Origin of the sequence: Streptomyces sp. ISL-99, assembly GCF_018614005.1 — a bacterium.
Taxonomy (GTDB): domain Bacteria; phylum Actinomycetota; class Actinomycetes; order Streptomycetales; family Streptomycetaceae; genus Streptomyces; species Streptomyces flavidovirens.
The window spans coordinates 109,727-134,853 of sequence record NZ_JAGGPC010000015.1 but is presented as its reverse complement, the minus strand read 5'-3'; the positions used below and the strand labels follow the sequence as shown (position 1 = coordinate 134,853).

The window sequence follows — 25,127 nt, the reverse complement described above, 5'->3', positions numbered from 1 at the left end:
CGGGAAAGCGGGAAGGCGGGAAGACAAGAGGCTCCTGATGCCCTGGCATCCTTGACGGCGATGAGCAACGCACCTTTCCCCTCCCGAAACCCCGTCGGCGGCCATGTGCCCGTGGCCGGTGGCCTCGCCACGAACGGTCTCGCGTACGCCCGTGAAATGGGCGCCGAGGCCGTGCAGGTCTTCGTCGCCAACCCGCGCGGCTGGGCGACACCCACCGGAAATCCGGCACAGGACGAACTGTTCCGCGCGGCCTGCGCCGCCGAACGGATACCGGCGTACGTCCATGCCCCGTACCTGATCAACTTCGGCTCGCACACCGAGGCGACCGTCGAGCGGTCCGTGGAATCGCTGCGGCACTCACTGCGCCGCGGCCGCGAGATCGGCGCGCTGGGCGTGGTGGTGCACACCGGCTCCGCGACCGGCGGCCGGCCGCGCTCCGAGGCACTCGCGCAGGTACGCACCTACCTGCTGCCGCTCCTCGACGAGCTGACGCACGACGACGACCCGTTCCTGCTGCTCGAATCGACGGCGGGCCAGGGCGCGTCGCTGTGCTCGCGCACCTGGGACTTCGGCCCGTACTTCGAGGCGCTCGACGCCCACCCCAAACTCGGCGTCTGCCTCGACACGTGCCACATCTACGCGGCGGGGCACGACCTCGCGGGGCCCGGCGGGATGAAGCAGACGCTGGACCTGCTGGTGGACACGGTCGGCGAGGGCCGGCTCAAGCTGATCCACGCCAACGACTCCAAGGAAGGCGTCGGCGCCCACAAGGACCGCCACGAGAACATCGGCTCCGGCCACATCGGCGAGGACCCTTTCCGGGAGCTGTTCTCGCACCCGGCGACCGAGGGCGTGCCGCTGACGATCGAGACGCCCGGCGGCAAAGAGGGCCATGCGGCCGATGTGGCGCGACTGAAGGAGCTACGTGGATTCTGAGGACTTCTGAAGTCCATCGAGGGATACCGGGAATACCCCAGACAACGGCGTACTCGCCCTGTGGCCGGGCGCGATGGACGCGCACCTCACCGACGCGATGTTCTGGGGCGTACTGGCCTTCGCGCTCTTCGCCGCCTTCATCATCACCACACCCGTCAACAAGTGGATGATCGGCCGCGGCAAGGGCCACGCCGTGGTCCACCAGTACCACCACTGACACGCGGGGAAGGCGGAGGCGGAACGGACGGCTCCGGCGCTACAGCTCGGGGCCGTCCCCCGGCTCCTCCTGGTACGAGTACCGCTGCTCACGCCAGGGGTCGCCGACGTTGTGGTAGCCGCGCTCCTCCCAGAAGCCCCGGCGGTCCGCCGTCATGTACTCGACACCCCGGACCCACTTGGGCCCCTTCCAGGCGTACAGATGCGGTACGACCAGGCGCAGCGGGAAACCATGCTCGGCGGTGAGCAGCTCACCGCCCTTGTGGGTGGCGAAGATGGTCCGCTCGGAAGTGAAGTCCGCGAGCCGCAGATTCGCGCTGAAGCCGTACTCGGCCCAGACCATGACATGGGTGACGCTCGGCGCGGGGGGCGCGAGTTCGACGAGTGTACGAGCGAGTACGCCACCCCATTCGGCCCCAAGCATGCTGAATTTCGTGACGCAGTGCAGATCGGCCTCGACCGTGGCGAACGGGAGCGCCGAGAACTGCTCGTGGTTCCAGCAGTGCTTGTCGCCGTCCGCCGTCGCGCCGAATATGCGGAACTCCCAGCGATCCGGCTTGAATTTGGGTACAGGACCGTAGTGGGTGACGGGCCAGCCACGCTGCAACCGCTGCCCCGGCGGAAGCTCGGGCTGCGCTGATTCGTGATGTTCCCGGCTTTCCGGCTGACCCATGACTCCATGGTGACAGACGGCGAAGGGTGGTCATGACCAGGTCTGACCCTATTCGGGGCAACTCATAATAAGCCTGCACTTACTGGACGCCCCTCACCCGCGATGCAAGGATGCGCGAAACCTGCCCAGTACCACGCGTGGAAGGAGCCTCTGCGATGCAGGGCGACCCCGAGGTCATCGAATTCCTCAACGAGCAGCTGACCGCCGAGCTGACTGCCATCAACCAGTACTTCCTGCACGCCAAGATGCAGGACAACTTCGGCTGGACGAAGCTCGCGAAGTACACCCGGGCCGAGTCGTTCGACGAGATGAGGCACGCGGAGACACTCACCGACCGGATTCTCTTCCTGGACGGCCTGCCGAATTACCAGCGGCTCTTCCATGTGCGGGTCGGCCAGACCGTCACCGAGATGTTCCAGGCGGACCGGCAGATCGAGGTCGAGGCGATCGACCGCCTCAAGCGCGGCATCGAGGTGATGCGAGCCAAGGGCGACATCACCTCGGCGAACATCTTCGAGGACATCCTCAAGGACGAAGAGCACCACATCGACTATCTCGACACCCAGCTGGAGCTGGTCAACAAGCTCGGTGAGTCGCTCTACATCGCCCAGCTGATCGAGCAGCCGGAGAGCTGACCAGGAGCTGGCCAGAAGCAGGCCTCGGTGGGCCTCCCCCGCGTGTCGTCAGGCCGCTTCGGAGAGGGGCGTCTCGACGAGGGCGGTCTCGGCCAGGGCCGTCTCGGCGAGGGCCGTCTCGCCCTTCTCGATCAGTGCGCGGCGCGGGCACGCGCCGCGGCCGAGCAGCCCCTGGATCGTGCGTACGCAGGAGCCGCAGTCCGTTCCCGCCTTGCTGACCGACGCTATCTGGCGCGGTGTGCAGGCACCGGCGGCAGCGTGCTCCTTGATCTGCTGATCCGTTACGCCGAAGCAGGAACAGACGAACACGCGGCACACCTCCTGACACGGGCGAGGGGGGACGACCAATCGATAAGGTGAACCTAACCTTACCCGCCGTCCCCCGCACACAAAAGCCCCGGATACGGCTGTGGGGCGCGGATCACATTCGATCCGCGCCCCACAGCCGTTCGGTGCTTCTACCGCCTACTGATCGCGGTACATCTCGGCGACCAGGAACGCCAGGTCCAGGGACTGGCTGCGGTTGAGACGCGGGTCGCAGGCCGTCTCGTAGCGCTGGTGCAGGTCGTCGACGAAGATCTCGTCGCCGCCGCCCACGCACTCCGTGACGTCGTCACCGGTCAGCTCGACGTGGATGCCGCCCGGGTGCGTACCGAGGCCCTTGTGCACCTCGAAGAAGCCCTTGACCTCGTCAAGTACGTCGTCGAAGCGACGCGTCTTGTGGCCGGAGGCAGCCTCGTAGGTGTTGCCGTGCATCGGGTCGGTCACCCACGCCACGGCCGCGCCGGACGCCGTGACCTTCTCGACCAGCTCGGGGAGCTTGTCACGGACCTTGTCGGCGCCCATGCGGACGACGAAGGTCAGCCGGCCGGGCTCGCGGTCCGGGTCGAGCTTGTCGACGTAACTCAGCGCCTCGTCGACCGTGGTCGTCGGGCCGAGCTTCACGCCGATCGGGTTGCGGATCTTCGAGGCGAACTCGATGTGCGCGCCGTCGAGCTGGCGGGTGCGCTCACCGATCCAGAGCATGTGGCCCGATACGTCGTACAGGTGGCCCGTACGCGAATCGACCCTGGTCAGGGCGGTCTCGTAGTCCATGAGCAGCGCCTCGTGCGAGGCGTAGAACTCGACCGTGCGGAACTCCGCCGGGTCGGTCCCCGCTGCCTTCATGAAGTTCAGCGCGTTGTCGATCTCGCGGGCGAGCTGCTCGTAACGCTGCCCGGAGGGCGACGACTTCACGAAGTCCTGGTTCCAGGCGTGCACCTGGCGCAGGTCGGCGTAACCGCCGGTGGTGAAGGCGCGTACGAGGTTCAGCGTCGAGGCGGACGCGTGGTACATCCGCTTCAGCCGCTCGGGGTCCGGGATACGGGCCTTCTCGGTGAACTCGAAGCCGTTGACGGAGTCGCCGCGGTAGGTCGGCAGGGTGATGCCGTCGCGGGTCTCGGTCGACTTGGAGCGGGGCTTGGAGTACTGGCCGGCGATCCGGCCCACCTTCACGACGGGCACGGAGGCGGCGTACGTCAGTACCGCGCCCATCTGGAGAAGGGTCTTGAGCTTGTTTCGGATGTGGTCGGCGGATACAGCGTCGAAGGCCTCGGCGCAGTCGCCGCCCTGCAACAGGAACGCCTCGCCCTTGGCGACGGCTCCCAGTCGGGCGCGCAGCTGGTCGCACTCGCCCGCGAAGACGAGCGGCGGATACGACTCGAGGTCCGCGATCACATCGCGCAGAGCCTCGGCATCGGGGTACTCAGGCTGCTGCGCCGCGGGAAGGTCTCGCCAGGTGTTGCCACCGTCGGGGGTGGTCTTAGCGTTCACGGTCACCTTGACAACACTACGGGGTCAGCTCGCCATGCCATTGCCTGGCTCACCAGATGAGACGGAGGATACAGCGGAGACACGGGGAGACAGCGGGGGCCCGAACGGCCCGGCGCAGGTCCGGGGGAACCCGGCGCTGATCCGGCGCTGCGACATGCGTGACGCCGACGATCCGGTCCGCTAGGGTGCGGAGCATGTTCGCGCAGACGACTCAGACCTGGTGGTGGACCGCTCATCCGGCGGCCCACTGAACAATCGCGCGCAACACCGAATCGCGAAGGCCGCCCGAGGGGCGGCCTTTGGTGTTTCCCAGGGGCTGTTCCTCTCCACCCGGATCCACCCGGATCCACCCGGATCGCATGGTCCCCCGGAAGGAACACCACAGATGCTCATCAGCACCCTCCTCGACGACACCCGCCCCTTCGCCCTCCTACGCAGGCGGACCCCCGGCCACGACCACGACACCGTCGAGCTCCTGATCGGAGACGTGCACGAGGCCGCGCGCCTGGCCGACATCCCGGCCGGCACCGACGGCATGCCCGTGCTCGCGCTGGTGCCGTTCCGGCAGATCAGGGAGCGCGGGTTCGACGTACCCGACGACGGGACGCCCCTGAGTGTCCTAATCGCGGACGAGACGTACGCGCTGCCGCTGGACGACGTCCTCGCGCAGCTTCCCGCGCACGACGTGCGGGTGAGGGGCGGGGCCTTCGACGTCGAGGACGAGGAGTACGCCGGGATCGTGCGGCGGGTCATCAAGGACGAGATCGGGCGCGGCGAGGGTGCGAACTTCGTCATCCGCCGCACCTTCGAGGGTGAAATCCCCGGGTTCTCGCGAGCGGACGCACTGGCGCTCTTCCGGCGGCTGCTCGCCGGTGAGCGGGGCGCGTACTGGACGTTCGTCGTGCACACCGGGCAACGCACGCTGGTCGGCGCGAGCCCCGAAGTGCACGTCCGGATGAGCGGCGGGACCGTCGTGATGAACCCCATCAGCGGTACGTACCGCTATCCCTCGGACGGGCCGAGCGCCGAGGGCCTCCTGGACTTCCTCGACGACGGCAAGGAGACCGCCGAGCTCTCGATGGTCGTCGACGAAGAGCTCAAGATGATGTGCACCGTCGGTGACAGAGGCGGGGTCGTGGTCGGCCCGCGGCTCAAGGAGATGGCCCATCTCGCGCACACCGAGTACGAGTTGCGGGGCCGGTCGTCGCTCGATGTGCGGGAGGTCCTGAAGGAGACGATGTTCGCGGCGACCGTCACCGGGTCGCCGGTGCAGAACGCCTGCCGCGTCATCGAGCGGTACGAGCCCGGTGGCCGCGGCTACTACGCGGGCGCACTGGCCCTCATCGGCCGTGACGCGGGCGGCGCCCAGACCCTGGATTCGCCCATCCTCATCCGTACCGCCGACATCGCGCCGGACGGCCGGCTGCGGGTGCCGGTCGGCGCGACGCTGGTGCGCGACTCGGACCCGTACAGCGAGGTCGCCGAGACGCACGCCAAGGCGGCGGGGGTGCTGGCGGCGCTGGGCGTGCGCCCCGGCAGGCCCGAGCACGAGGGCGTACGGCCGAAGCTGGCGGACGATCCGCGCGTACGGGAGGCGCTGGACTCGCGGCGGGCGTCCCTCGCCCCCTTCTGGCTGCGGATGCAGGAGCGCTCGTCAACCCTGGCCGGGCACGCGCTGGTGATCGACGCGGAGGACACGTTCACGGCGATGCTCGCGCACCTGCTGCGCTCGTCGGGTCTCGATGTGACCGTACGGCGGTACGACGAGCCGGGCCTGCGGGAGGCCGCGCTCGCGCACGAGGGACCTGTGGTGCTCGGTCCCGGGCCCGGCGACCCCTCCGACGCGGGTGACGCGAAGATGCGGTTCCTGCGGGGACTCACGGCGGAGCTGGTGCGCGAGCACCGGCACGGGCTGCTCGGGGTCTGCCTGGGGCATGAGCTGCTGGGGGCCGAGTTGGGGCTGGAGATCGTGCGTAAGCGGGTGCCGTATCAGGGGGCGCAGACCCGGATCGACCTCTTCGGGCGGCCCGAGACCGTCGGCTTCTACAACAGCTTTGTCGCTCGCTGCGACGGGGAGCAGGCGGCGGAGCTGGCGGCGCACGGCGTCGAGGTCAGCCGCGACCCGGCCACGGGCGAGGTGCACGCCCTGCGCGGGCCGGGCTTCGCGGGCGTGCAGTTCCATCCGGAGTCGGTGCTGACGCTGCGCGGCACGGCCGCGATCACGGACCTGCTGATGCCGTCACTGCTCGACCGCCGCTAGGCGCGTGCCCTGCGGGGCTTCTTCGCCACCCCGCCCCTTCCCGAACTGGGGCGCTGCCCCAGGCCCCGGTCCTCAAACGCCGGACGGGCTGAGAGTTGCCGCTGCGCGGCAAATCCAGCCCGTCCGGCGTTTGAGGACACGCCCGCAGGGCACGCCCGGCACGCTCAGCCGAAGAAGACGCCGACCTCCTCGTAGAGGGCCGGATCCACCGTCTTCAGCCGCGCCGTAGCCTCCCCCATCGGCACCCGCACGATGTCCGTTCCCTGGAGCGCGACCATCTTGCCGAAGTCGCCGTCCCGTACCGCCTCGATCGCGTGCAGCCCGAACCGCGTCGCGAGCCACCGGTCGAAGGCGCTCGGCGTACCGCCGCGCTGGACATGCCCGAGGACGGTGGTGCGCGCTTCCTTCCCCGTCCGCTTCTCGATCTCCTTGGCGAGCCACTCGCCGACGCCCGACAACCGCACATGCCCGAACGAGTCGAGCGTGCCGTCCTTGAGGACCATCTCGCCGTCCTTGGGCATCGCGCCCTCGGCGACGACGACGATCGGCGCGTACGACGCCTTGAAACGGGACGTGATCCAGCCGCAGACGCGCTCGACGTCGAAGCGCTGCTCCGGAATGAGGATGACGTTCGCACCGCCGGCCAGGCCCGAGTGCAGGGCGATCCACCCCGCGTGCCGCCCCATGACCTCGACGACGAGCACCCGCATGTGCGATTCGGCAGTGGTGTGGAGGCGGTCGATCGCCTCCGTCGCGATGCCGACGGCGGTGTTGAAACCGAAGGTGTAGTCGGTGGCGGACAGGTCGTTGTCGATGGTCTTGGGTACGCCGACACATTTGACGCCGTACTCGTCGGACAGGCGGGTGGCGACGCCCAGCGTGTCCTCGCCGCCTATCACGATGAGCGCGTCGACCTCGCACTTGGCGAGGTTCTCCTTGACTCGGCGGATGCCGTTCTCGCTCTTGAGCGGGTTGGTGCGCGAGGAGCCGATGATGGTGCCGCCGCGAGGCAGGATGCCGCGTACGGCGGGGATGTCGAGCCGGACGGTGTCGCCTTCGAGCGGCCCGCGCCACCCGTCCCTGAAGCCGGTGAAGTCGTAGCCGTACTCCTGCACGCCCTTGCGGACGACGGCGCGGATGACCGCGTTGAGCCCGGGGCAGTCGCCTCCCCCGGTCAGTACTCCGACCCGCATTGAGTCGTCCCTTCGCCACATTCAGCAGTGCCGTGTGGCGCCACGCTAGTGGTGACTCAGGTCACAGCGACATAGGGCGTCGGGAATTCGGCGGTGGTACCGGCGACGTATCAGCGGTCGTACTAGGCGTCGTCGAGGCCGCGTTCGATCGCGTAGCGGACGAGCTCCACGCGGTTGTGCAGCTGGAGCTTGCCGAGCGTGTTCTGCACGTGGTTCTGGACGGTGCGGTGCGAGATCACCAGGCGCTCCGCGATCTGCTTGTACGACAGTCCCTTCGCGACCAGCCGCAGCACCTCGGTCTCGCGCTCGGTGAGCTGCGGTGCCTTCGGTTCGTTCGAGGAGGCGGCGGGCAGCGGGTCGGAGGCCAGCCGGCGGTACTCGCCGAGGACCAGGCCGGCCAGGCCCGGGGTGAAGACGGGGTCGCCGGCGGCCGTTCTGCGTACCGCGTCGATCAGCTCGTCCGGCCCGGCGGACTTCAGCAGATAGCCGGTCGCGCCGGACTTCACCGCTTCCAGTACGTCGGCGTGCTCACCGCTCGCGGACAGCACGAGGACGCGCAGCGCCGGGTCGGCGCCGACGAGTTCCTTGCAGACCTGGACCCCGGGCATGCCGGGGAGGTTGAGGTCGAGGACGAGGACCTGGGGCGAGACGGCCTGCGCGCGGCGCACCGCCTGCGGCCCGTCGCCCGCCGTGGCCACCACGTCGAAGCCCGCCGCGGCGAGGTCGCGGGCGACCGCGTCCCGCCACATCGGGTGGTCGTCGACGACCATCACCCTGATCGTCTGCTGTTCGTCGCTCATCGCGCCTGTCCCGCCTTCCCCCGTGGAACTTTCAATTCGACTTCAGTGCCCTGCCCCGGAACGGAGATCAGTTCGGCGGTGCCGCCGATGTCCCGCAGCCGCCCGCGGATCGACAGGGCGACGCCGAGGCGCCCCTCCCCCTCGGCCTGCGCGAGCCTGCCCTCCGGAATGCCGGGGCCGTCGTCCCGTACCGTCACGATCACTTCTTCCGGCCAGTCCTCGACCAGAATCCACGCCTGGGCGTCTTCCCCGGCGTGCCTGCGCACATTGTCCAGTGCGGCACTGACAGCCGCCGCGAGCTCCATGGCCGCCGCCGGTTCGAGCAGGACCGGGGCGCCGGGCTCGGCGAAGCTGACCTTCGACCCGGCGTGCGGGGCGAGCAGCGAGCGCAGATCACAGGGACGCGCGCCGTACGAACCCCCGTTCCCGATCTCTTCGTCGTCCACCTCGACCGTACGGACGACCGCGCCCTGCGCGGCGTCCTCGGAGGCTCGCGTCGCCGGTACGAGGCCGCTGGAGACCAGGGTGCGCAGGGCGACTTCCTGTTCCCCGGCCATCCGGCCGAGTTCGGCCGCCTCGCCGCCGAGCGAGGTGCCGCGCCGCTGCACCATGGCGAGCACCTGGAGCACGCTGTCGTGGATGTCGCGGGCGAGGCGCTCGCGCTCACGCGTGGCGGCCTCGATCTCCAGGGCGCGGGCGAGGGTGCGCTCGGAGGCGCGGGCGACCTCGACGACGTAACCGATCGCGATGGAGGCGACCCACACCAGCAGGACGTTGTGGAACGTGTCCCGGCTGGGGTGGCCGCGCTCGACGATGTTGGCGGCGGCGACGAAGGACGAGGCGAAGGCCGCCCAGCGCCAGCCGCCCTTGATGGCGAACGCGAGGACGGAACCCGCGGTCCATATCGACGGGAGGGTGGGGCCGTCGATCTGCTGCGCCTGGAAGTCGGCGAGCGGGGTGAGCATGATGCCGGTGAGGGCGATGGTGAGGTCGGCGACGAGGAATCGCTTGGTGCAACTCGCCGCGTTCGCCACCTTGGGGAGCGTGACCAGCGTCCAGACGGACATCACCGCGAGGAACGCGACGGCCACCCACGGGCGCTCGAACTTCTGCCGCGTGAACACGAACAGGAGCACCGCGTAGAGCATCGTCAGGACGCGGTAGGCGGTGAGCGCACGCCACAGCGGCTGCTCGACCGACATGCGCACGACACGTTCGCGCTGAGTCCTGGCCATCATCATCCCCACCCCTGGACGGACGCCGTTACGCGCCGGCCCGTTCCGCCTTCTCGGCCTTGGCGGCCCTCTCCGCCTTGGCGGCCTTCTCCGCGTCGGCGATCTGCCGCTTCGCCGCCGTCGCGTAGATGTCGACGTACTCCTGGCCGGAGAGCTTCATGATCTCGTACATGACCTCGTCGGTCACCGACCGCAGAATGAACCGGTCGCTGTCCATGCCGTGATAGCGGCTGAAGTCCAGCGGCTTGCCGATCTTGATCCCCGGACGCATCAGCTTGGGTACGACCTTGCCGGGCGGCTGGATCTTCTCGGTGTCGATCATCGCGACCGGGATCACGGGCGCGCCGGTGGCGAGCGCCACACGCGCGAGACCGCCCGGCTTGCCGCGGTAAAGACGGCCGTCCGGCGAGCGGGTGCCCTCCGGGTAGATGCCGAAGAGGCCGCCGCCCTTGATGACGTCGATACCTGCCTTGATCGCCGCCTCACCCGCGCCGCGCGCGCCCGAGCGGTCCACCGGAAGCTGGCCGACGCCCTTGAAGAACGCGGCGGTGAGCTTCCCTTTCACACCGGGCGAGGTGAAGTACTCCGCCTTGGCGATGAAGGTGACCTTGCGGTCGAGGACCGCGGGGAGGAAGAAGGAGTCCGAGAACGACAGGTGGTTGCTCGCGAGGATCGCGGGGCCCTCGGCGGGAATGTTCTCCAGGCCCTCCACCCAGGGTCTGAAGGCGACCTTCAGTGACCCTCCGATGGAGAACTTCATTGCGCCGTAGATCAACCGAGTGCCTTCCCTTGTCTGTCGAACTGACCATAACCCGTGCCGGGCCCGCTCTCCCTACCGACAAGGCGGCCCGACGGACCTGGTCGGTGTCGGTCCGGTCGCGTACGGTGAAGGGCATCTCGCGACACCCTCATCGCACTCATGAACAGGAGACCCCGGTGCCGGTCCTTCCTGGAGCCGAGCCGTTCCGCCACGAGGGCGGAGAGGTCGGCGTCCTCCTCTGTCACGGCTTCACCGGTTCCCCGCAGTCGATGCGTCCCTGGGCGGACCATCTGGCCGAGCGCGGACTGACCGTCTCCCTCCCGCTGTTGCCCGGCCACGGCACGCGCTGGGAGGACATGCAGCTCACGGGCTGGCAGGACTGGTACGCGGAGGTCGACCGCGAGCTGCGCGTACTGCGCGAGCAGTGCGCCCAGGTCTTCGTGTTCGGGCTCTCGATGGGCGGGGCGCTGACGCTGCGCCTGGCCGCGAAGCACGGGGACGCGGTGAGCGGGATCGCCCTGGTCAACCCGGCGAACAAGGTGCACGGCCTGTCGGCGTACGCGCTGCCGGTCGCCCGCCACCTCGTACGTACGACAAAGGGTCTGCGCAGTGACATCGCGAAGGCGGGCACCGAGGAGGTCGGTTACGACCGTGTCCCGCTGCACGCGGCGCACTCCGTGCGGAACTTCTTCCGGCTCGTCGACGCGGAGCTGCCCCAGGTGACGCAGCCGATGCTGCTGCTGCACAGCCCGCAGGACCATGTGGTGCCGGCGGCGGACTCGGCCCGCATCCTGGGCCGCGTCTCGTCGACCGACGTCACCGAGATCCTGCTGGAACAGAGCTACCACGTCGCGACGTTGGACCATGACGCGGAGCGGATCTTCGACGAGAGTTACGCGTTCATCGGCCGCCTCGCTCCGAGTGTCGGGAAGAAGGGGAGTACGACCGGTGGCTGAGCACGACGCGGAGCCTGCGGGCCGCGAGGAAGAGCGGGAGCCGGACGAGACGACGGGTGCGTCCGAGGCCGCCGCCTCCGGCGAGTCCGCCGCGAAGTCCGTCGACGAGGAGGCGGCGTGGGCCGCGATCGTCGCGGCGTACGGCGAGGAGCCGCCGGACCCGCCGGGCGCGAAGCCGTTCAAGCCGATCGAGGACCTCCTCCTGCCGGAGGGGGATGTCAACAGTTCCGGTGGCGACCGGCCGAAGAAGTCGCTGAAGAAGGACGCCGAGGCGGCGGCCGAGCAGGACGGGACAGAACCGGAGACAGCCCCGGAGACGGACCCGGACGCGGGCCCCGCGGACCGGGACAGACCGCTCGGCAGCTCCGTCGTCTTCGCCCCCGGCGTCGACGGCCCGCGCAACTACTCGCTCGCGGAGCCGGGCGACGACGACCTCGACGAGAGCGACGACGGACACTTCGTGCCGCCCGAGCCGCCGCCGCTGCCGCCCGCCGACACCACGTCCAGGTTCGCCTGGCTCGCGGTCATCGGCGGCCCGGTGCTGCTGCTCGTCGCGGTGCTGCTCCAGTGGGACATGACGTGGTGGCTGACGACGCTGGGCGTAGGCGGCTTCCTGGGCGGGTTCGCCACGCTGGTGGCGCGGATGACCCACGGCGACGACGAGGACGACGACGACCCGGGCCGCGGCGCGGTGGTCTAGGGGCTCTCCTGCCCCTACAGGGGCCGGGGAAAGATGAGCCCCCGCCCCCGCCCCCGCCCCTACGACGCCGGTACGCGCAGGGCCGCCAGCACCGGGAGATGGTCCGTGGCGGCCTTGAGGTCGGCCTCCGGGAGGCCCAACGGGACGCCGCAGCCCAGGACTTCGACCCCCGGCGTCGCGAAGACCGCGTCGATACGCTGATGGGGGTTGTCCGGGGTCGACGTGAACTCCCCGCCCCACGGCTTCACCGCCCAGCAGTCCTGGAGCTCCCCCGCCAGGCGGCGGAAAGTCCGGCCGTCCGGCCGTTCGTTGAGGTCGCCGGCCGCCACCGCGTGCGGTACGTCCATCTCCTTCAGGCGGTCCAGGAGCATCCCGCCCTGCGCGTACCGCTCTTCCTGCTGCAGGCTGAGGTGGCAGCTCAGCACGCCGAGCCTCGCGCCGCCGATCCGCACCACCGCCGTCGCGAACCCCCGCTGATGCAGCCCCGGCGTGCGCGGCAGCAGCACATCCTCCGTACGCTCCACCCGCACCCGCAGCGAACACAGCAGCAGCGGGCCCGAAGCGGTCGCCCCGCCGCCGAGCGTCACCAGGCCGCTGTGGGAGGCGAGCCACGCCGCACGCTTTCGCCAGCGGAAGAACCGCGGCGCCTCCTGCACCAGGACGAGGTCGGGCTCGCAGGCAGTGACGACCCGGGCCAGCGCCTCGCGGTCGTCGCGCATCGAGCGGATGTTGTAGCTGAGAACACGGATCACGGCCGAACCGTCAGGCTCGGTACGGGACTCGGGCAGCGTGCTCGTCGTACTCGTCGCCATGCGGTTCAAGATACGGAAATGCCCGCCGCGCCCCAAGAGGGCACGGCGGGCACAGGCGACGGCGTCAGCCCTGGCGGGCCAGGTCCGCCGCGCCGACCAGGCCGGCCTTGCCGCCCAGCTGCGCCGCGAGCACCTGCGCGTGCGGACGCCACTGGCCGCCGATCAGCCAGCGCCGGAACGACTTGCGGATCGGGTCGAGGACCAGCTCGCCCTCGTCCGAGACGCCGCCGCCGACGATGAACGCCGACGGGTCGAAGAGCGAGGCCAGGTCGGCCAGGCCCGCGCCCGCCCAGCGGGCCAGCTCGCGGAAGGAGTCGACGGCCACCGGGCAGCCCTGGCGGGCGGCGGCGCTGATGTGCTTGCCCTCGATGCCGGCGACCGTACCGTCGCCCAGGGCGAGGAGGATCTGAGCGTTCTCGGGCGTCGCGTTGGCGCGCTGCTTGGCGTACCTGACGAGGGCCCGCCCGGACGCGTACTGCTCCCAGCAGCCCTGGCTTCCGCAACCGCACAGCAGGCCGTCGGGGACGACCCGGATGTGGCCGAACTCGGCGGCCACGCCGAAGCGTCCGCGGCGCAGCTTGTTGCCGATGATGATGCCGCCGCCGAGGCCGGTGCCGAGGGTGATGCAGATGACGTCTTCGTGGCCCTTGCCCGCACCGAACTTGTACTCGCCCCAGGCCGCGGCGTTCGCGTCGTTCTCCACGACGACCGGCAGCCCGACGCGCTGCTCGACCTTGTCCTTCAGCGGCTCGTGCCGCCAGTGGATGTTGGGCGCGAAGAGGACGGTGGCGCGCTTGTCGTCGACGTAACCGGCGGCGCCGATACCGACCGCCTCGATCTGGTGCCCCTTGCCCGCCTCGGAGACGGCCGCACAGATCGCGTCGACGATGCCTTCGGCGGTCGGCGGCGTGGGCACCTTGTGGGTGTCGAGAATGGTGCCCTCTTCGTCGACCACGCCTGCCGCGATCTTCGTGCCGCCGATGTCGACGCCGATGGTGAGTCCCATGTGTCCCTCAGTTTTCGGTCGAGCCCCGCTAAGGGCAACCGTACCCGAGGCGCAGCTCAGTCCAGGTCGATGCGCTTGCCCGACGACGGGCCTTCGGGGCCGTCGTCACCGTTGTCTCCGTCGGTGTGCCCGTCGTTCTTACGGTCGGCCGGCTGGGAGGGCCCACGGGTCCAGCGGCCCTCCTGGCCCTGGACCGCCGAGCGATAGGCGGCGAGCAGCTCGTTGCCCGCCGCGGCCAGGTGGTCGAAGACCTCCGGGTTGCGCTCGATGACGGGCTCGACCGCGGACTTCGCCTGGTTGATGAGCTCGCTGACCGTGCCCTGCCCGGCCATGCCGGGCAGCGCCGACTGGAGCGAGGAGAGCTTGTCCGCGACGGCGTCGACGAGCTTGCGCAGCTCCTCGGCGGCCGACCCCGGCTGCGCCCCGCCGCTCTCGGCGCGACGGCGGGCCTTCTCGGCAGCGAGGTCCTCGGCGCATGCCTTCGCCCACGCGTCGGCGTCGGGGGCCTCGGCGGGCTCGGGGGAGGGACGCTGGGTGGCATCGCTCATGGCGGACTCCTGCGGGAGGGCGGCGGTTCGTACGGTGCGTACGCCTCGTACCACCGACGTTACCCGAACGGCCGCAGCCGGTTCACTTCGTCCGCGGCCACAGCCGGGGGTCCGGCGTGAACCGGATCTTCAGTACGCCGCCGGTCAGGCCGGCGCCCGAGACGTCGCAGCGGCGCAGGGCCGAGGGCAGGGTCAGGATCCGGCGGAACGGGCCCGCGTCGAGGACGAGTTCGTCGCCGCGCCGGACCAGGCCGAGTTCTTCCTTCACGGCCCCGGGCAGCGGCACATGCCAGACGAGGACACCGTCGTCGGCGAGCCGGTCCTCCACGGGCCAGGGCTCGTCCGGGCTCTCGTGCCCCGGTTCCACGGCCAGGGCCCCGCCCGCCGCCAGTGCGTCGAGGTCGTCGAGGCCGCGCGGATCGCCGCCGAGGTGGCGCACCTCGCGGACCGGCGCCGCCGGCCGCCCGGCGCCGTACCACTCGGCCCACTCGGCCAGGCACTTCTGCTGCTGGGCGGCGAGCGTCGCGAGCCAGGTGTCCGGGGAGTCCTGCGGCAGCGTCCGGTTCGCCGTCACCGTCTCGACGCGGAGGCCGAAGAGGGCCAGTCCGGTACGGGCGGTACGCAGGGCGTCGGCTCCGGCGGGTCCGGGCTCCGCGACCAGCCGTACGGTCGTGTCCGGGTCCGCGAGCAGGGCCTCGACAGCGGCCAGTTCCCCGTCCCAGCGGGCGGCCGTCTCGTACAGCCACTGCGCGGGCATCGGGACACCGGCGAGCTGGGCGAGCATGGGGCGCAGCGCGCGGGCCGCCTGGCGCTCGGGCGGCAGCAGCCGGCGCAGGTAGCGGCGCAGCTGCCCGGGGAGCGCGAGGGCGGCGAGGGCCGCGTGCAGCGGCGGCAGGTCGACGACGACGAGGTCGTACGCCTGCGCCGTGCCCCGTGGCTCGCCGCACGCCCGGAGCGCCCGGAGCAGTGCGAACTGTTCGCTGCCCGGGAGTTCGGTCAGTTCCTCGGCGGCCAGCCGGTTCGCGCCGAGCAGGTCGAGTACGGAGCCCGCGCGCTCCTGGAGGGCGAGGAGTTCGGCGCGGAAGTGGGCGCCGGAGTCGACCCTGGCGGCCCACAGGCCGGGCGCGGCCTCGGCCGGTGCGGAGCCGGGCGGGCGGGGTGTGGCGGTGCCCAGGACCGCGCCGAGGGTGTCCGCCGGGTCGGTGGACAGGACCAGGACGCGCTCCCCGCCCCGCGCGGCCGCCAGGGCGGTCGCGGCGGCGACGGTGGTGCGGCCCGCGCCGCCGGGGCCGGTGACGAGGACCGTACGCATGCGCGGCATCAGCCCTTCGGCTGGCTCGGGTTGCTCTCGACGCGCTTCTTCAGACCGGCCAGAGCGCGGTCGATGATGACCTTCTCGGCCTTGCGCTTGATCATGCCGAGCATCGGGATCTTGACGTCGACGGTCAGCCGGTAGGTGACCTCGGTACGATCGCCGCCGCCCACCGGGGCGAGGCTGTACGAGCCGTCGAGGGCGCGCAGCATCTGCGACTTGACCAGGGTCCAGCTGACCTCGTTGTCGCCGGTCCAGGTGTACGCGAGTGTGTGGTCGTCCTTGATCGCGCCGGCGTCCAGGAGCAGTCGTACCTGCTCGGCGCGGCCCTGGGCGTCGGTGGCCAGGACCTCGGCCTCCTTCACCTCGCCGGTCCACTCGGGGTAGCGGGCGAAGTCGGCGATCACGCCCATCACGTCGGCCGGTGCCGCCTCGATCGTGATGCTCGAGCTGGTGTGTTCCGCCATCGCTGTGGCTCCTCCAGTGCGGTTCCGGTCAGGGGGCACGTACTCAGGGGTCGGGTACCGCCTCAGGGGCATGCACTCGAGGTCATGCACCGCCTCACCTCAGGGGGCATGTCCGCGTGAAGGCTACCGCGACCGGCCGGGCCGCAATTCACCGCTCCTGGCTCACCACTCCAGGGCCCAGGGGCGGCCGGTGGAGGCGAAGTGGCCGACGTTCACGCATTCCGTGGCGCCGACGCGCATGCGCTGGGCCTGCGGCTGGTGGACGTGGCCGAACAGGGCGTACTGGGGGCGGGTCTTGCGGATCGCCTCCAGCAGGGCCCGGCTGCCGCGCTCGAACCGGCGGGCGACGGTGTCGTACACGAGCTCGGGGACCTCGGGCGGGATGTGTGAGCACAGCACGTCGACCTCCCCCAGCGCCTCGACCTTGGCGGCGTACTCCTCGTCGTCGATCTCGTAGGGCGTACGCATCGGTGTCCTGAGCCCGCCGCCGACGAAGCCGAAGACGCGGCCGCCGATCTCGACGCGCTCGCCGTCGAGGACGGTGGTGCCCGGCCCGGCGTACTCGCGCCACAGCTGCGGCATGTCGACGTTGCCGTACGTGGCGTACGTGGGGGTGGGGAACGCCGCGAAGAGTTCGGCGTACTGCCCCCGCACCGCCGCTTCGGTGGCGGCCGCGCGGTCGACGCCCGCCCACAGTCTGCGGCCGAGTTCCCTGGCCTCCTCGAAGCGGCGGGCGGTGCGCAGCTCGACGATGAGGTCGGCGTTCTCGGTGCCGAAGAGTTCGGGGAAGATGCCGCGCGAGTGATCGGCGTAGTCGAGGAAGAGCACCAGGTCACCGAGGCACACGAGCGCGTCGGCGCCGTCCCCCGCCCTGGCCAGATCCTTGGCGTTCCCGTGTACGTCGCTGACCACATGCACTCGCATGCCGATCACCCTAGGACGCCGCGGTCCCGCCTGGGTAGAGGGGGCCGGACCTGCGGTTACTTCCCGGTCTCGGCGTAGTTGCACTAGTCTGCGCGGAGCACCGCCACGACGTGTGACGCAGCGAACATCTGGCCGGACCCCCCTATCGGGAACCGACTACTGGTGGGTAACGTCCGGGCAGTCCAACCGTGCTCACCCCACTGAGCACCTGCCCGGTCTTGGACCGCAACCGACGCGCACACCGACGTGGCGCCGGCGCCCGATGAGGAGCAGCAGTCTTGCGCGAGTTCAGCCTTCCGGCCCTGTACGAGGTCCCCTCGGACGGCAACCTGACAGATCTCATCCGCCGCAACGCCACGCAGCACCCAGATGTGGCGGTCATGAGCCGCAAGGTCGCGGGTGCCTGGACGGATGTCACCGCCACCGAGTTCCTCGCCGAGGTCCGCGCCGCCGCCAAGGGCCTGATCGCCGCCGGCGTGCAGCCGGGCGACCGGGTCGCCCTGATGTCCCGTACCCGCTACGAGTGGGTGCAGATGGACTTCGCGATCTGGAGCGCGGGCGCGGTGACCGTGCCGGTGTACGAGACCAGCTCCGCCGAGCAGACGCAGTGGATCCTGGGCGACTCCGGCGCGGTCGCCGTGATCGTCGAGAGCGACGCGCACGCCGCCGCCGTCGAGTCCGTACGCGACCGGCTGCCCGCCCTGCGGCACGTCTGGCAGATCGACCAGGGCGCCGTGGAGCAGCTGTGCGGCTCGGGCGCCGAGGTCACCGAAGAGACGGTCGACGAGCGCAGCACGAGCGCCAAGGCGGACGACCCGGCCACGATCGTCTACACCTCAGGTACGACCGGCCGCCCCAAGGGCTGTGTGCTGACGCACCGCAGCTTCTTCGCGGAGTGCGGCAATGTCGTCGAGCGTCTGAAGCCGCTGTTCCGTACCGGTGAGTGCTCGGTGCTGCTCTTCCTGCCGGCCGCGCACGTCTTCGGCCGGCTGGTCGAGGTGGCGTCGGTCATGGCGCCGATCAAGCTCGGCTGCGTACCGGACATCAAGAACCTCACCGACGAGCTCGCCGCCTTCCGGCCGACGCTGATCCTCGGCGTGCCGCGTGTCTTCGAGAAGGTCTACAACTCGGCGCGCGCCAAGGCGCAGGCCGACGGCAAGGGCAAGATCTTCGACAAGGCGGCCGACACCGCGATCGCCTACAGCCGCGCCATGGGCACCCCGCAGGGCCCGTCCTTCGGCCTGAGGCTGAAGCACAAGCTCTTCGACAAGCTGGTCTACAGCAAGCTGCGCGCGGTGCTCGGCGGCCGCGGCGAGTACGCGATCTCCGGCGGCGCCCCGCTGGGCGAGCGCCTCGGCCACTTCTTCCGCGGCATCGGCTTCACGGTCCTGGAGGGTTACGGCCTGACGGAGTCGTGCGCGGCCACCGCCTTCAACCCGTGGGACCGGCAGAAGATCGGTACGGTCGGCCAGCCGCTGCCGGGGTCGGTCGTGCGGATCGCGGACGACGGTGAGGTGCTGCTGCACGGCGAGCATCTCTTCTCCGGGTACTGGAAGAACGAGACGGCCACCGCCGACGCGCTGACCGACGGCTGGTTCCACACCGGTGACATCGGCACGCTCGACGAGGACGGCTACCTCGCGATCACCGGCCGCAAGAAGGAGATCATCGTCACGGCGGGCGGCAAGAACGTGGCCCCGGCTGTCATCGAGGACCGCATCCGCGCGCACGCGCTGATCGCGGAGTGCATGGTGGTGGGCGACGGGCGGCCGTTCGTCGGCGCGCTTGTCACTCTCGACGAGGATTTCCTCGGCCGCTGGGCCGCCGAGAACGGCAAGCCGGCCGGTTCGACCGCGGCCTCGCTGCGCGGGGACGCGGAGCTGCTCGCGGTCGTCCAGCAGGCGGTGAACGACGGGAACGCCGCGGTGTCGAAGGCGGAATCGGTGCGGAAGTTCCGGGTGCTGCCGACCCAGTTCACCGAGGAGGCCGGTCACATCACGCCCTCGCTCAAGCTGAAGCGCAATGTGGTGGCGAAGGACTTCGCCGACGAGATCGAGGCGATTTACCGGGGCTGACGGGTCAGCGGGGGGGGTAACGGGCCCCCGGGGCTGACGGGGCTGACGGCCGGCGGAGCTGACGGGCCGTCACGGTGTGACGCTGCCCACCAGCCCCGCTGGAGCCCGCAAGCTCGCGGCTGACGGTCACCGGGGCAGGCGGACCGTCATGGTGTGACGTGTTCCGCCAGCCGGACCGGAGCCCGCAGGCCCGCCGTCATCGCGCACCGCGCGCGGTGGCGGCGCAGCCGCGTCACGCGGCGGCGACGCTCTGCCCTGCCGGCCGAGGGAGGCGACGTGAGCGCCCGCCTCCCCAGGATGCCGGCCGTCAGGGTGCCGAAGGGCCTTCGCCGGTGGTGATCCGGTCCCTTCAGGCCCGCCGTCCGCGGCCGCGCCGGCGGTAGGGCGCGCGTGGCGCCCCCGCCGTCACAGCAGCGTTTTGAGCTTCTCCGCCAGCAGGTCCCAGCGCCACTTCTCCTCGACCCACTCCCGGCCCCGCTCCCCCATCCGGCGCCGCAGCTCCGGGTCCCCCAGCAGCGTGACGATCCGGTCGGCCGACTCGTCGGCGGCGACCGCCGCGGGGCCGCCGCGCACCACCCAGCCGGTCTCCCCGTCGAGTACGGCGTCGGGCGCCCCTCCCGAGTCGCCCGCCACCACGGGCAGTCCGGTCGCCGACGCCTCCAGGTAGACGATGCCGAGCCCTTCGACGTCGAGCCCGCCCCGGCGCGTACGGCACGGCATCGCGAAGACGTCACCCGCGCCGAAGTGCGCCGGCAGCTCCTCCCACGGCACGGGCCCGGTGAAGCGCACCGAGTCCGAGACGCCGGTCTCGGCGACCAGCTTCTTGAGTTCCCTGGCGTACGGTCCGCCGCCGACTATCAGCAGCACCGCGTCGGGCACCTCGCGCAGGATGCGGGGCATCGCCAGGATCAGCGTGTCCTGGCCCTTGCGGGGCACGAGGCGGGACACGCACACCACCACGGGCCGGTCGGTGAGCCCCAGCCGCTCGCGGACGGCGTCGCCGCCCGAGCCGGGGTGGAAGGTCTTCTCGTCGACGCCCGGCGGCAGCTGGACCATGCGCGCGGCGGCCTGCGGCGTGAGGGCGGCCGCGATCCGGGAGCGCGTGTACTCACCGAGATAGGTGATCGTGTCCGTACCCTCACCGATCCTGCGCAGCAGCTGCCGGGAGGCGGGCAGCTGGGCCCAGCCCGCCTCGTGGCCGTGCGTGGTGGCGACGATCCGCTTCGCGCCCGCCTTCCGCAGTGCGGGAGCCATCAGCCCGAGCGGCGCGGCCGCCCCGAACCACACGGACGTACAGCCGTGTTCGCGCAGCAGCCCGGCCGCCTGCCGGGTGACGCGCGGCGTCGGCAGCAGCATCGTCGTCCGGTCGCGTACGACGGTGAACGGCTGCTCGGCGTCGAAGGCGGCGGTCGCCTCCGCGCCCTCGCTGCCGCGCTTCCAGGTGGAGGCGTAGACGACGAGCTGCTCGGGGTCCAGGCGCAGCGCCATGTTGTGCAGGAACGCCTGGATGCCGCCGGGGCGGGGCGGAAAGTCATTGGTCACGATCAAGGTCTTGTGCATCGCCGCCGACAGTACCGAACGGCCCAGCTCCTTGGCTCGCGCGGCCGGGGCCCTGCATCATGTCTCCCTCAGCCCTACAGGAAACGGACGAGGCGGTCATGACGGGCGCAGCCGGCACAAAGCCCATCGTGGTGTGGGTGCTCACCAGGACCGTGCTGCTGCTGTGCGTCTTCAAGGTGCTGTCCGTGCCCGGCCCCGACGTCACGAGCGACGTCTCGGTGATCTACCAGGGCTGGTACGAGATTCTGCGGACCGGCACCTTCCCGCTGGACGACATCACCTGGCAGTACCCACCCGCGGCCGCCCTCGCGGTCCTCTCCCCCGCCCTCCTGCCGTTCCTCGGCTACGCGACGGCCTTCTTCGTCCTGGCGTGCCTGGCGGACGCGCTGGTCACCGGCCTGCTGCTGTACGCCGGACAGCGCCCCGGCAAGCGGCTCGCGGGCGCGTGGGTGTGGGTGGCGGGTGTGCCGCTGCTGGGCCCGACGGTGTACGCGCGCTACGACGTGATGGTCACCGGGGTCGCCGTCGCGGCCCTGCTGGCGGGGGCGCGCCACCCGCGTGTCCTGGGGGCGCTCGCCGGCTTCGGAGCGCTCCTGAAGGTGTGGCCGGTGCTGCTGCTCGTCGGCACGGTGCGCGGGCGCGGGACCCGCGCCGCGTGGACGGCGGCGGCCGTGGCCGGGGGCGGGCTGGTGGTGGTGTTCTGCGCCACGATGCCGGGGGCGCTCGCGTTCCTCACCTTCCAGCGGGACCGGGGCACCGAGGTCGAGTCGCTCGGCGCTCTTGTCTTCCATGTGGCCCGGCACTTCGGCTGGCGGGGCGAGGTGCTGCTGAACTACGGCTCTGTGGAGTTCGTCGGCCCGTACGTGCCGTTGGTCAGCACGGCGGCGATGGGGCTGACGGCGCTCGCCTTCGGGTGGCTGCTGGTGTGGCGGGTGCGGGCGGGCGGGTTCCGGGCGTCGACGCCGTGTGACGCGGCCTTCGCCGCGGTCCTGCTGTTCACCACGACGAGCCGGGTGATCAGCCCGCAGTACCTGGTGTGGCTGGTCGGCCTGGGCGCCGTCTGCCTGGTCTTCCGGAGCAGCCGGATGGGGCGGCCCGCGCTGCTGGTGCTGGCCGCGGCCGGGGTCACGTTCCTGGAGTTCCCGGTGTGGTTCTCGCACGTCGTGAGGAGCGACGGGCTCGGCGTGCTGCTGCTGGTGGTGCGCAACGGGCTGCTGGTGGCGGCGACGCTGACCGCCTGCCGCCGGCTGTGGCAGGACACGGTGTCCGGCCCGCGCGGCGACGACGCGGGCGCGCTGCCGGCGCAGCGGGCGGGCGCTGCCGAGAAGCCGAAGCTGCTGGCGCCGTAGGGGCCGCGCGGCCCGCCGTCTCCTGCGGAGCTTTCCCCTGCCTCGTCCGCGTTGCCCCGGCGCAGCGGGCGGGAGCGAGCCAGGAGCGGAGGCTGCTGCGGTCGTGGCGCACGGCCTGACGTCTCCTGCGGAGCCTTCCCCCACCCCGCCCCTTCCCGCTGTGACACTTTGCGGCTCCGCCGCGTGGGGGGCAAGCCCCCAGACCCCGGACGCCCTGCGGGCCTGTCCTCAAGCGCCGGACGGGCTGGATGTTGCGGAGTCCGTCCGGCGTTTGAGGGCCGGGGGCCGGGGCCGGGCCCCTCGCGCGGCGGAGCTGCGGAAGGAGACGTCACGCCAGCCGTTGGCGCGCGTACTCCCGCCAACGGGCCGTGAAGTCGTCCGGCGTCGTGTCCAGCACGTCCCGCATCGCCTTCTCCACCGCGCCCGCCCGCCGCCCGTGCCCGCCCACCGCACGGTAGAAGGTCCGCAGCTTCTCCTCGCCCCACTCCTCCGCGATCAGCGCGCACGCCAGCCACCCGCCCTCGTACGCGCGCGCCAGCGCCGCCGCGTCCCCGGCGAAGCCGAAGTCCTTGTCGGCCGGGAGGGCCGCGGGCAGGTCCCCCGCCCGTACGGATCGCTGGAGCTCAGGGGCCGTCCGGCCCGCCGTGCGGCCCGCCCCCCGGTACGCCGCCCAGTCCGCGAAGCCCTCCGAGAGCCACATCGGGGTGGCGGCAGAGGTGTGGGCGCGGGTGGCGACATGCGTGGACTCGTGGGTGAGCACGAACTGCTGCCCGAAGTCGCCGAGCAGCGCGTACGCCTCGGGGTTGACGATCACCCGGTCCGCCGGCGCCGCGCCCGAACCGCCCGTTCTCGCCGTCGTGACCGCCGCGATGCCCCGGTAACCGTCCGCGGGAGCCCCCAGCAGCGCCCCCATGCCGTCGAGCGAGGACGGCACCAGGATCAGCAGCCGGCGAGACCACGGGCCGGGCCAGGCCCGGCCGGCCGCCGGCACCGCACGGTCGGCGGCGTCCGCCATGCCGCGCAGCCGCTTCGCGTCCTGGCCGACGCCGAGGACCAGGCTGCGTGCGCCGCGTACGGCCGTGACCTTGCCCTGGTCCCAGAGCCGGCCCTCGCCGCCGCGCTCCGCCCGCTCGGCGGCGACGTACCAGCGCCCGTCCCGGCGCGTCAGGTCCAGCCGCTCGGCCGTCCTCACCCTCATGGGCGCCTCGTCGTAGCCCGCGATCCGGTACCGAAGCTCGACCGAAGCGGTGGCGCGCCCCGCGCCCGTACGGTCGAGGCCGGTCAGCCGGTACTCCCAGGAGCGCAGCGGCACGTCGGCGAGGTTCGCGAACTCCCTGCGCTCCGCCGCCCGCAGTCGCGTCGCCGCCGGGTCGAGCGCCGCCAGGTACGCCGCCTCGTCGCCGGAGACGACGGCCGCCGCCCTGCTGTCCAGCATCCGCCGGATGTCCCGGGCAGCGGTGTCCGCCGGTTCCCGCGGCGTCGTGCACGCGGACACGAGAAGCACGGCGAGGACGGGCCCCGCCCCCCGCTTCCACCCAGCCCCGCGCCACCTGCCTGCCATCCCGCCGATCGTACGGGCAAGGCGGCGCCCCAGGTCAGACCCGGGTCGGCCGAGGACGGGCCCGGTCAGACCCGGGTCACCGACGCCACCGGCATCATGCCGACCGGGTCGTAGCGCACCGGGGCCCCTGGGTAGGGCGCGTGCACCACCTGGCCGTTGCCCATGTACATCCCGACGTGGCTGGCGTCGTCGCGGTACGTCACGAGGTCCCCCGGCTGCGCCTGCTCGAGGGAGACCTGCCGTCCGGCGTACCGCTGCGCCTGCGACGTACGCGGGAGGGAGACGCCCGCCTGCGCGTACGACCACTGGGTGAGGCCCGAGCAGTCGAAACCCGAAGGGCCGTTGGCGCCCCAGATGTACGGCTTCCCCACCGCCCGCTGCGCCGCCAGCACGGCCGCCGACGCGCGTGAGGAGGCCGGTGCCCCGCCCGGCGCGGGCGGCGGCGTCTCAGCGCGCCCGCCGGAACGCGAGGACCGGCCGTCGAACTCCTCGCGCTCCTCCTTCGGCAGCGAGTTGAGCAGCTGCCGCGCCGCCGCGAGCTTGCGCTCGACGGTGCGCTTGTGGCGGGCGACGGCGGCCCGGCTGCGCTCCAGCTCGCCGAGCTTGACGGAAGCCTCCGCGCGATGCTGGTCCAGCTTGCGCTGCGCGGCCCTGAGTTCGTGCAGGGCGCTCACCTGGCGGGCGCCGATGCGGTCGAGCGCCGCGGCCTTGGAGAGATAGCTGTCGGGGTTCGAGGACAGCAGCAGGGCGAGGGCCGGATCCAGGCCGCCCGACCGGTACTGGGCGCCCGCCACCGCACCGAGCGCACCGCGCATGTGGTTGATGCGCTCCTGGCCGCGCGCGGCCATGTCCTGGGCCTGGCCGACCTCTTCGCGCAGCCGGTCCGCGAGCTCGTCGGCCTTGTTGAACCTCTCGGTCGCCTGCTCGGCCTGCTCGAAGAGCCGGTCGACCCGCGCCCGGGTGGTCGTGACGGTGGCCGGTGACGCGGCCGAGGACGACGTGTCGTGGGGGTCGGCGCTCGCCGGGGACGCGACGAGCGCTGCCGCCGCCGTCGCCGCGGCAGCGGACAGAACCGTGACCCGGGCGCTCTGCGTGAGGCCGGACTGTGAGGGACGCCGGTGGGTCGCCACAGGAAGCCGCACTCCTTCCACTGCGTGCAGCCCCCTGCCGCCCGGACGGGCGGACCGATGGACCGGGGGCTGCGCGAGCAGACAGTAGCGGTGCGATCACACGGCGGCCAAAGACCTCGCCGGGCGGAGACGGGGGCACAGACAGTGACGCCCCGCCGGAGAACCAGGTCACCGGCGGGGCGGACAGTCAGCGGGAGTTGCCAGAAT

General features: G+C 71.5%; 24 protein-coding genes and 1 pseudogene. 9 read left to right on the top strand and 16 right to left on the bottom strand.

The features are described from left to right. Nucleotides 1-60: 60 nt before the first annotated feature. Nucleotides 61-936, top strand: coding sequence for a deoxyribonuclease IV (locus J7E91_RS09980; protein WP_214900978.1), 876 nt, complete (start codon nucleotides 61-63; stop codon nucleotides 934-936). A 40-nt stretch (nucleotides 937-976) separates the two neighbouring features. Continuing rightward, a pseudogene (locus tag J7E91_RS09975) lies at nucleotides 977-1,153 on the top strand (DUF4396 domain-containing protein); the annotation flags it as partial. Between the two features lie 39 nt (nucleotides 1,154-1,192). Here J7E91_RS09975 and J7E91_RS09970 read toward each other — a convergent pair. Next, the gene (locus J7E91_RS09970; RefSeq protein WP_214900976.1) at nucleotides 1,193-1,825 is read right to left on the bottom strand and encodes a sulfite oxidase-like oxidoreductase; all 633 of its coding nucleotides are present in this window, start codon (nucleotides 1,823-1,825) and stop codon (nucleotides 1,193-1,195) included. A gap of 155 nt (nucleotides 1,826-1,980) precedes the next feature. Here J7E91_RS09970 and bfr point away from each other — a divergent pair, with 155 nt between their 5' ends. Next, nucleotides 1,981-2,460: a bacterioferritin gene (gene bfr, locus J7E91_RS09965; RefSeq protein ID WP_028811427.1), complete on the top strand. Its 480-nt coding sequence runs from the start codon at nucleotides 1,981-1,983 to the stop codon at nucleotides 2,458-2,460. Between the two features lie 48 nt (nucleotides 2,461-2,508). On the opposite strand, the gene J7E91_RS09960 is transcribed toward bfr, so the two are convergent. Further along, complete coding sequence (locus J7E91_RS09960) at nucleotides 2,509-2,769, bottom strand: bacterioferritin-associated ferredoxin (RefSeq protein ID WP_214900974.1); 261 nt, start codon at nucleotides 2,767-2,769, stop codon at nucleotides 2,509-2,511. A gap of 156 nt (nucleotides 2,770-2,925) precedes the next feature. Beyond that, the gene (locus J7E91_RS09955) at nucleotides 2,926-4,278 is read right to left on the bottom strand and encodes a class II 3-deoxy-7-phosphoheptulonate synthase (RefSeq protein WP_214900972.1); all 1,353 of its coding nucleotides are present in this window, start codon (nucleotides 4,276-4,278) and stop codon (nucleotides 2,926-2,928) included. 188 nt (nucleotides 4,279-4,466) lie between these two features. Between J7E91_RS09955 and J7E91_RS37265 the strand changes: the two genes are divergently transcribed. Both J7E91_RS37265 and J7E91_RS09945 read left to right on the top strand, forming a co-directional pair. After that, entirely contained in the window at nucleotides 4,467-4,523 is a 57-nt protein-coding gene (locus J7E91_RS37265) for a trp operon leader peptide (RefSeq protein WP_355716996.1), read from the top strand. Nucleotides 4,524-4,657: 134 nt separating this feature from the next. After that, nucleotides 4,658-6,532 carry an anthranilate synthase family protein gene (locus tag J7E91_RS09945; RefSeq protein ID WP_214900968.1) on the top strand — a complete coding sequence of 625 codons (1,875 nt, stop codon included), beginning with the start codon at nucleotides 4,658-4,660 and terminating at the stop codon, nucleotides 6,530-6,532. A gap of 164 nt (nucleotides 6,533-6,696) precedes the next feature. Here the strand turns inward: J7E91_RS09945 and J7E91_RS09940 are convergent, their stop codons facing one another. The 4 genes from J7E91_RS09940 to J7E91_RS09925 all read right to left on the bottom strand — a co-directional run bounded on the left by J7E91_RS09940 (nucleotide 6,697) and on the right by J7E91_RS09925 (nucleotide 10,520). Beyond that, on the bottom strand, nucleotides 6,697-7,725 hold the full coding sequence (locus tag J7E91_RS09940; RefSeq protein ID WP_214900966.1) for a 6-phosphofructokinase: 1,029 nt from the start codon (nucleotides 7,723-7,725) through the stop codon (nucleotides 6,697-6,699). A gap of 122 nt (nucleotides 7,726-7,847) precedes the next feature. Continuing rightward, the gene (locus J7E91_RS09935) at nucleotides 7,848-8,525 is read right to left on the bottom strand and encodes a response regulator transcription factor (RefSeq protein WP_214900964.1); all 678 of its coding nucleotides are present in this window, start codon (nucleotides 8,523-8,525) and stop codon (nucleotides 7,848-7,850) included. After that, nucleotides 8,522-9,760 (bottom strand): MacS family sensor histidine kinase, encoded by a 1,239-nt coding sequence (macS, locus tag J7E91_RS09930; RefSeq protein ID WP_214900962.1) that lies wholly within the window; start codon nucleotides 9,758-9,760, stop codon nucleotides 8,522-8,524. The genes J7E91_RS09935 and macS overlap by 4 nt, the downstream gene beginning before the upstream one ends. A gap of 28 nt (nucleotides 9,761-9,788) precedes the next feature. Next, nucleotides 9,789-10,520, bottom strand: coding sequence for a 1-acyl-sn-glycerol-3-phosphate acyltransferase (locus J7E91_RS09925; RefSeq protein WP_214901078.1), 732 nt, complete (start codon nucleotides 10,518-10,520; stop codon nucleotides 9,789-9,791). 176 nt (nucleotides 10,521-10,696) lie between these two features. On the opposite strand from J7E91_RS09925, the gene J7E91_RS09920 reads away from it, so the two are divergent. Together J7E91_RS09920 and J7E91_RS09915 are read left to right on the top strand one after the other, a co-directional pair. After that, on the top strand, nucleotides 10,697-11,476 hold the full coding sequence (locus J7E91_RS09920) for a carboxylesterase (protein WP_214900960.1): 780 nt from the start codon (nucleotides 10,697-10,699) through the stop codon (nucleotides 11,474-11,476). Next, nucleotides 11,469-12,176 (top strand): hypothetical protein, encoded by a 708-nt coding sequence (locus tag J7E91_RS09915; RefSeq protein WP_214900958.1) that lies wholly within the window; start codon nucleotides 11,469-11,471, stop codon nucleotides 12,174-12,176. The genes J7E91_RS09920 and J7E91_RS09915 overlap by 8 nt, the downstream gene beginning before the upstream one ends. Nucleotides 12,177-12,235: 59 nt before the next feature. On the opposite strand, the gene J7E91_RS09910 is transcribed toward J7E91_RS09915, so the two are convergent. The 6 genes from J7E91_RS09910 to J7E91_RS09885 form a co-directional block, all read right to left on the bottom strand. Continuing rightward, nucleotides 12,236-12,988: an endonuclease/exonuclease/phosphatase family protein gene (locus tag J7E91_RS09910; RefSeq protein ID WP_214900956.1), complete on the bottom strand. Its 753-nt coding sequence runs from the start codon at nucleotides 12,986-12,988 to the stop codon at nucleotides 12,236-12,238. 64 nt (nucleotides 12,989-13,052) lie between these two features. Beyond that, nucleotides 13,053-13,994, bottom strand: a complete 942-nt coding sequence (locus J7E91_RS09905; RefSeq protein ID WP_214900954.1) for an ROK family glucokinase — start codon at nucleotides 13,992-13,994, stop codon at nucleotides 13,053-13,055. A 56-nt stretch (nucleotides 13,995-14,050) separates the two neighbouring features. Continuing rightward, nucleotides 14,051-14,542 carry a DUF5304 domain-containing protein gene (locus tag J7E91_RS09900; RefSeq protein ID WP_214900953.1) on the bottom strand — a complete coding sequence of 164 codons (492 nt, stop codon included), beginning with the start codon at nucleotides 14,540-14,542 and terminating at the stop codon, nucleotides 14,051-14,053. 82 nt (nucleotides 14,543-14,624) lie between these two features. Then, complete coding sequence (locus J7E91_RS09895; RefSeq protein WP_214901076.1) at nucleotides 14,625-15,854, bottom strand: ArsA family ATPase; 1,230 nt, start codon at nucleotides 15,852-15,854, stop codon at nucleotides 14,625-14,627. Nucleotides 15,855-15,862: 8 nt separating this feature from the next. Further along, complete coding sequence (locus J7E91_RS09890) at nucleotides 15,863-16,321, bottom strand: SRPBCC family protein (protein WP_028811414.1); 459 nt, start codon at nucleotides 16,319-16,321, stop codon at nucleotides 15,863-15,865. Between the two features lie 162 nt (nucleotides 16,322-16,483). Then, nucleotides 16,484-17,245, bottom strand: a complete 762-nt coding sequence (locus tag J7E91_RS09885) for a metallophosphoesterase (protein WP_214900952.1) — start codon at nucleotides 17,243-17,245, stop codon at nucleotides 16,484-16,486. Nucleotides 17,246-17,523: 278 nt separating this feature from the next. On the opposite strand from J7E91_RS09885, the gene J7E91_RS09880 reads away from it, so the two are divergent. After that, nucleotides 17,524-19,320: a long-chain fatty acid--CoA ligase gene (locus J7E91_RS09880; RefSeq protein WP_214900951.1), complete on the top strand. Its 1,797-nt coding sequence runs from the start codon at nucleotides 17,524-17,526 to the stop codon at nucleotides 19,318-19,320. A 405-nt stretch (nucleotides 19,321-19,725) separates the two neighbouring features. On the opposite strand, the gene J7E91_RS09875 is transcribed toward J7E91_RS09880, so the two are convergent. Next, on the bottom strand, nucleotides 19,726-20,880 hold the full coding sequence (locus tag J7E91_RS09875) for a glycosyltransferase family 4 protein (protein ID WP_214900950.1): 1,155 nt from the start codon (nucleotides 20,878-20,880) through the stop codon (nucleotides 19,726-19,728). Between the two features lie 98 nt (nucleotides 20,881-20,978). Here J7E91_RS09875 and J7E91_RS09870 point away from each other — a divergent pair, with 98 nt between their 5' ends. Further along, nucleotides 20,979-22,229, top strand: coding sequence for a glycosyltransferase family 87 protein (locus tag J7E91_RS09870; RefSeq protein WP_214900948.1), 1,251 nt, complete (start codon nucleotides 20,979-20,981; stop codon nucleotides 22,227-22,229). A 328-nt stretch (nucleotides 22,230-22,557) separates the two neighbouring features. Here the strand turns inward: J7E91_RS09870 and J7E91_RS09865 are convergent, their stop codons facing one another. Together J7E91_RS09865 and J7E91_RS09860 are read right to left on the bottom strand one after the other, a co-directional pair. Next, a complete protein-coding gene (locus J7E91_RS09865; protein ID WP_214900946.1) occupies nucleotides 22,558-23,790 on the bottom strand; it encodes a hypothetical protein in 1,233 nt (410 codons plus the stop codon). A gap of 65 nt (nucleotides 23,791-23,855) precedes the next feature. Beyond that, nucleotides 23,856-24,920 carry a C40 family peptidase gene (locus J7E91_RS09860; protein ID WP_214900944.1) on the bottom strand — a complete coding sequence of 355 codons (1,065 nt, stop codon included), beginning with the start codon at nucleotides 24,918-24,920 and terminating at the stop codon, nucleotides 23,856-23,858. Nucleotides 24,921-25,127: the final 207 nt, after the last annotated feature.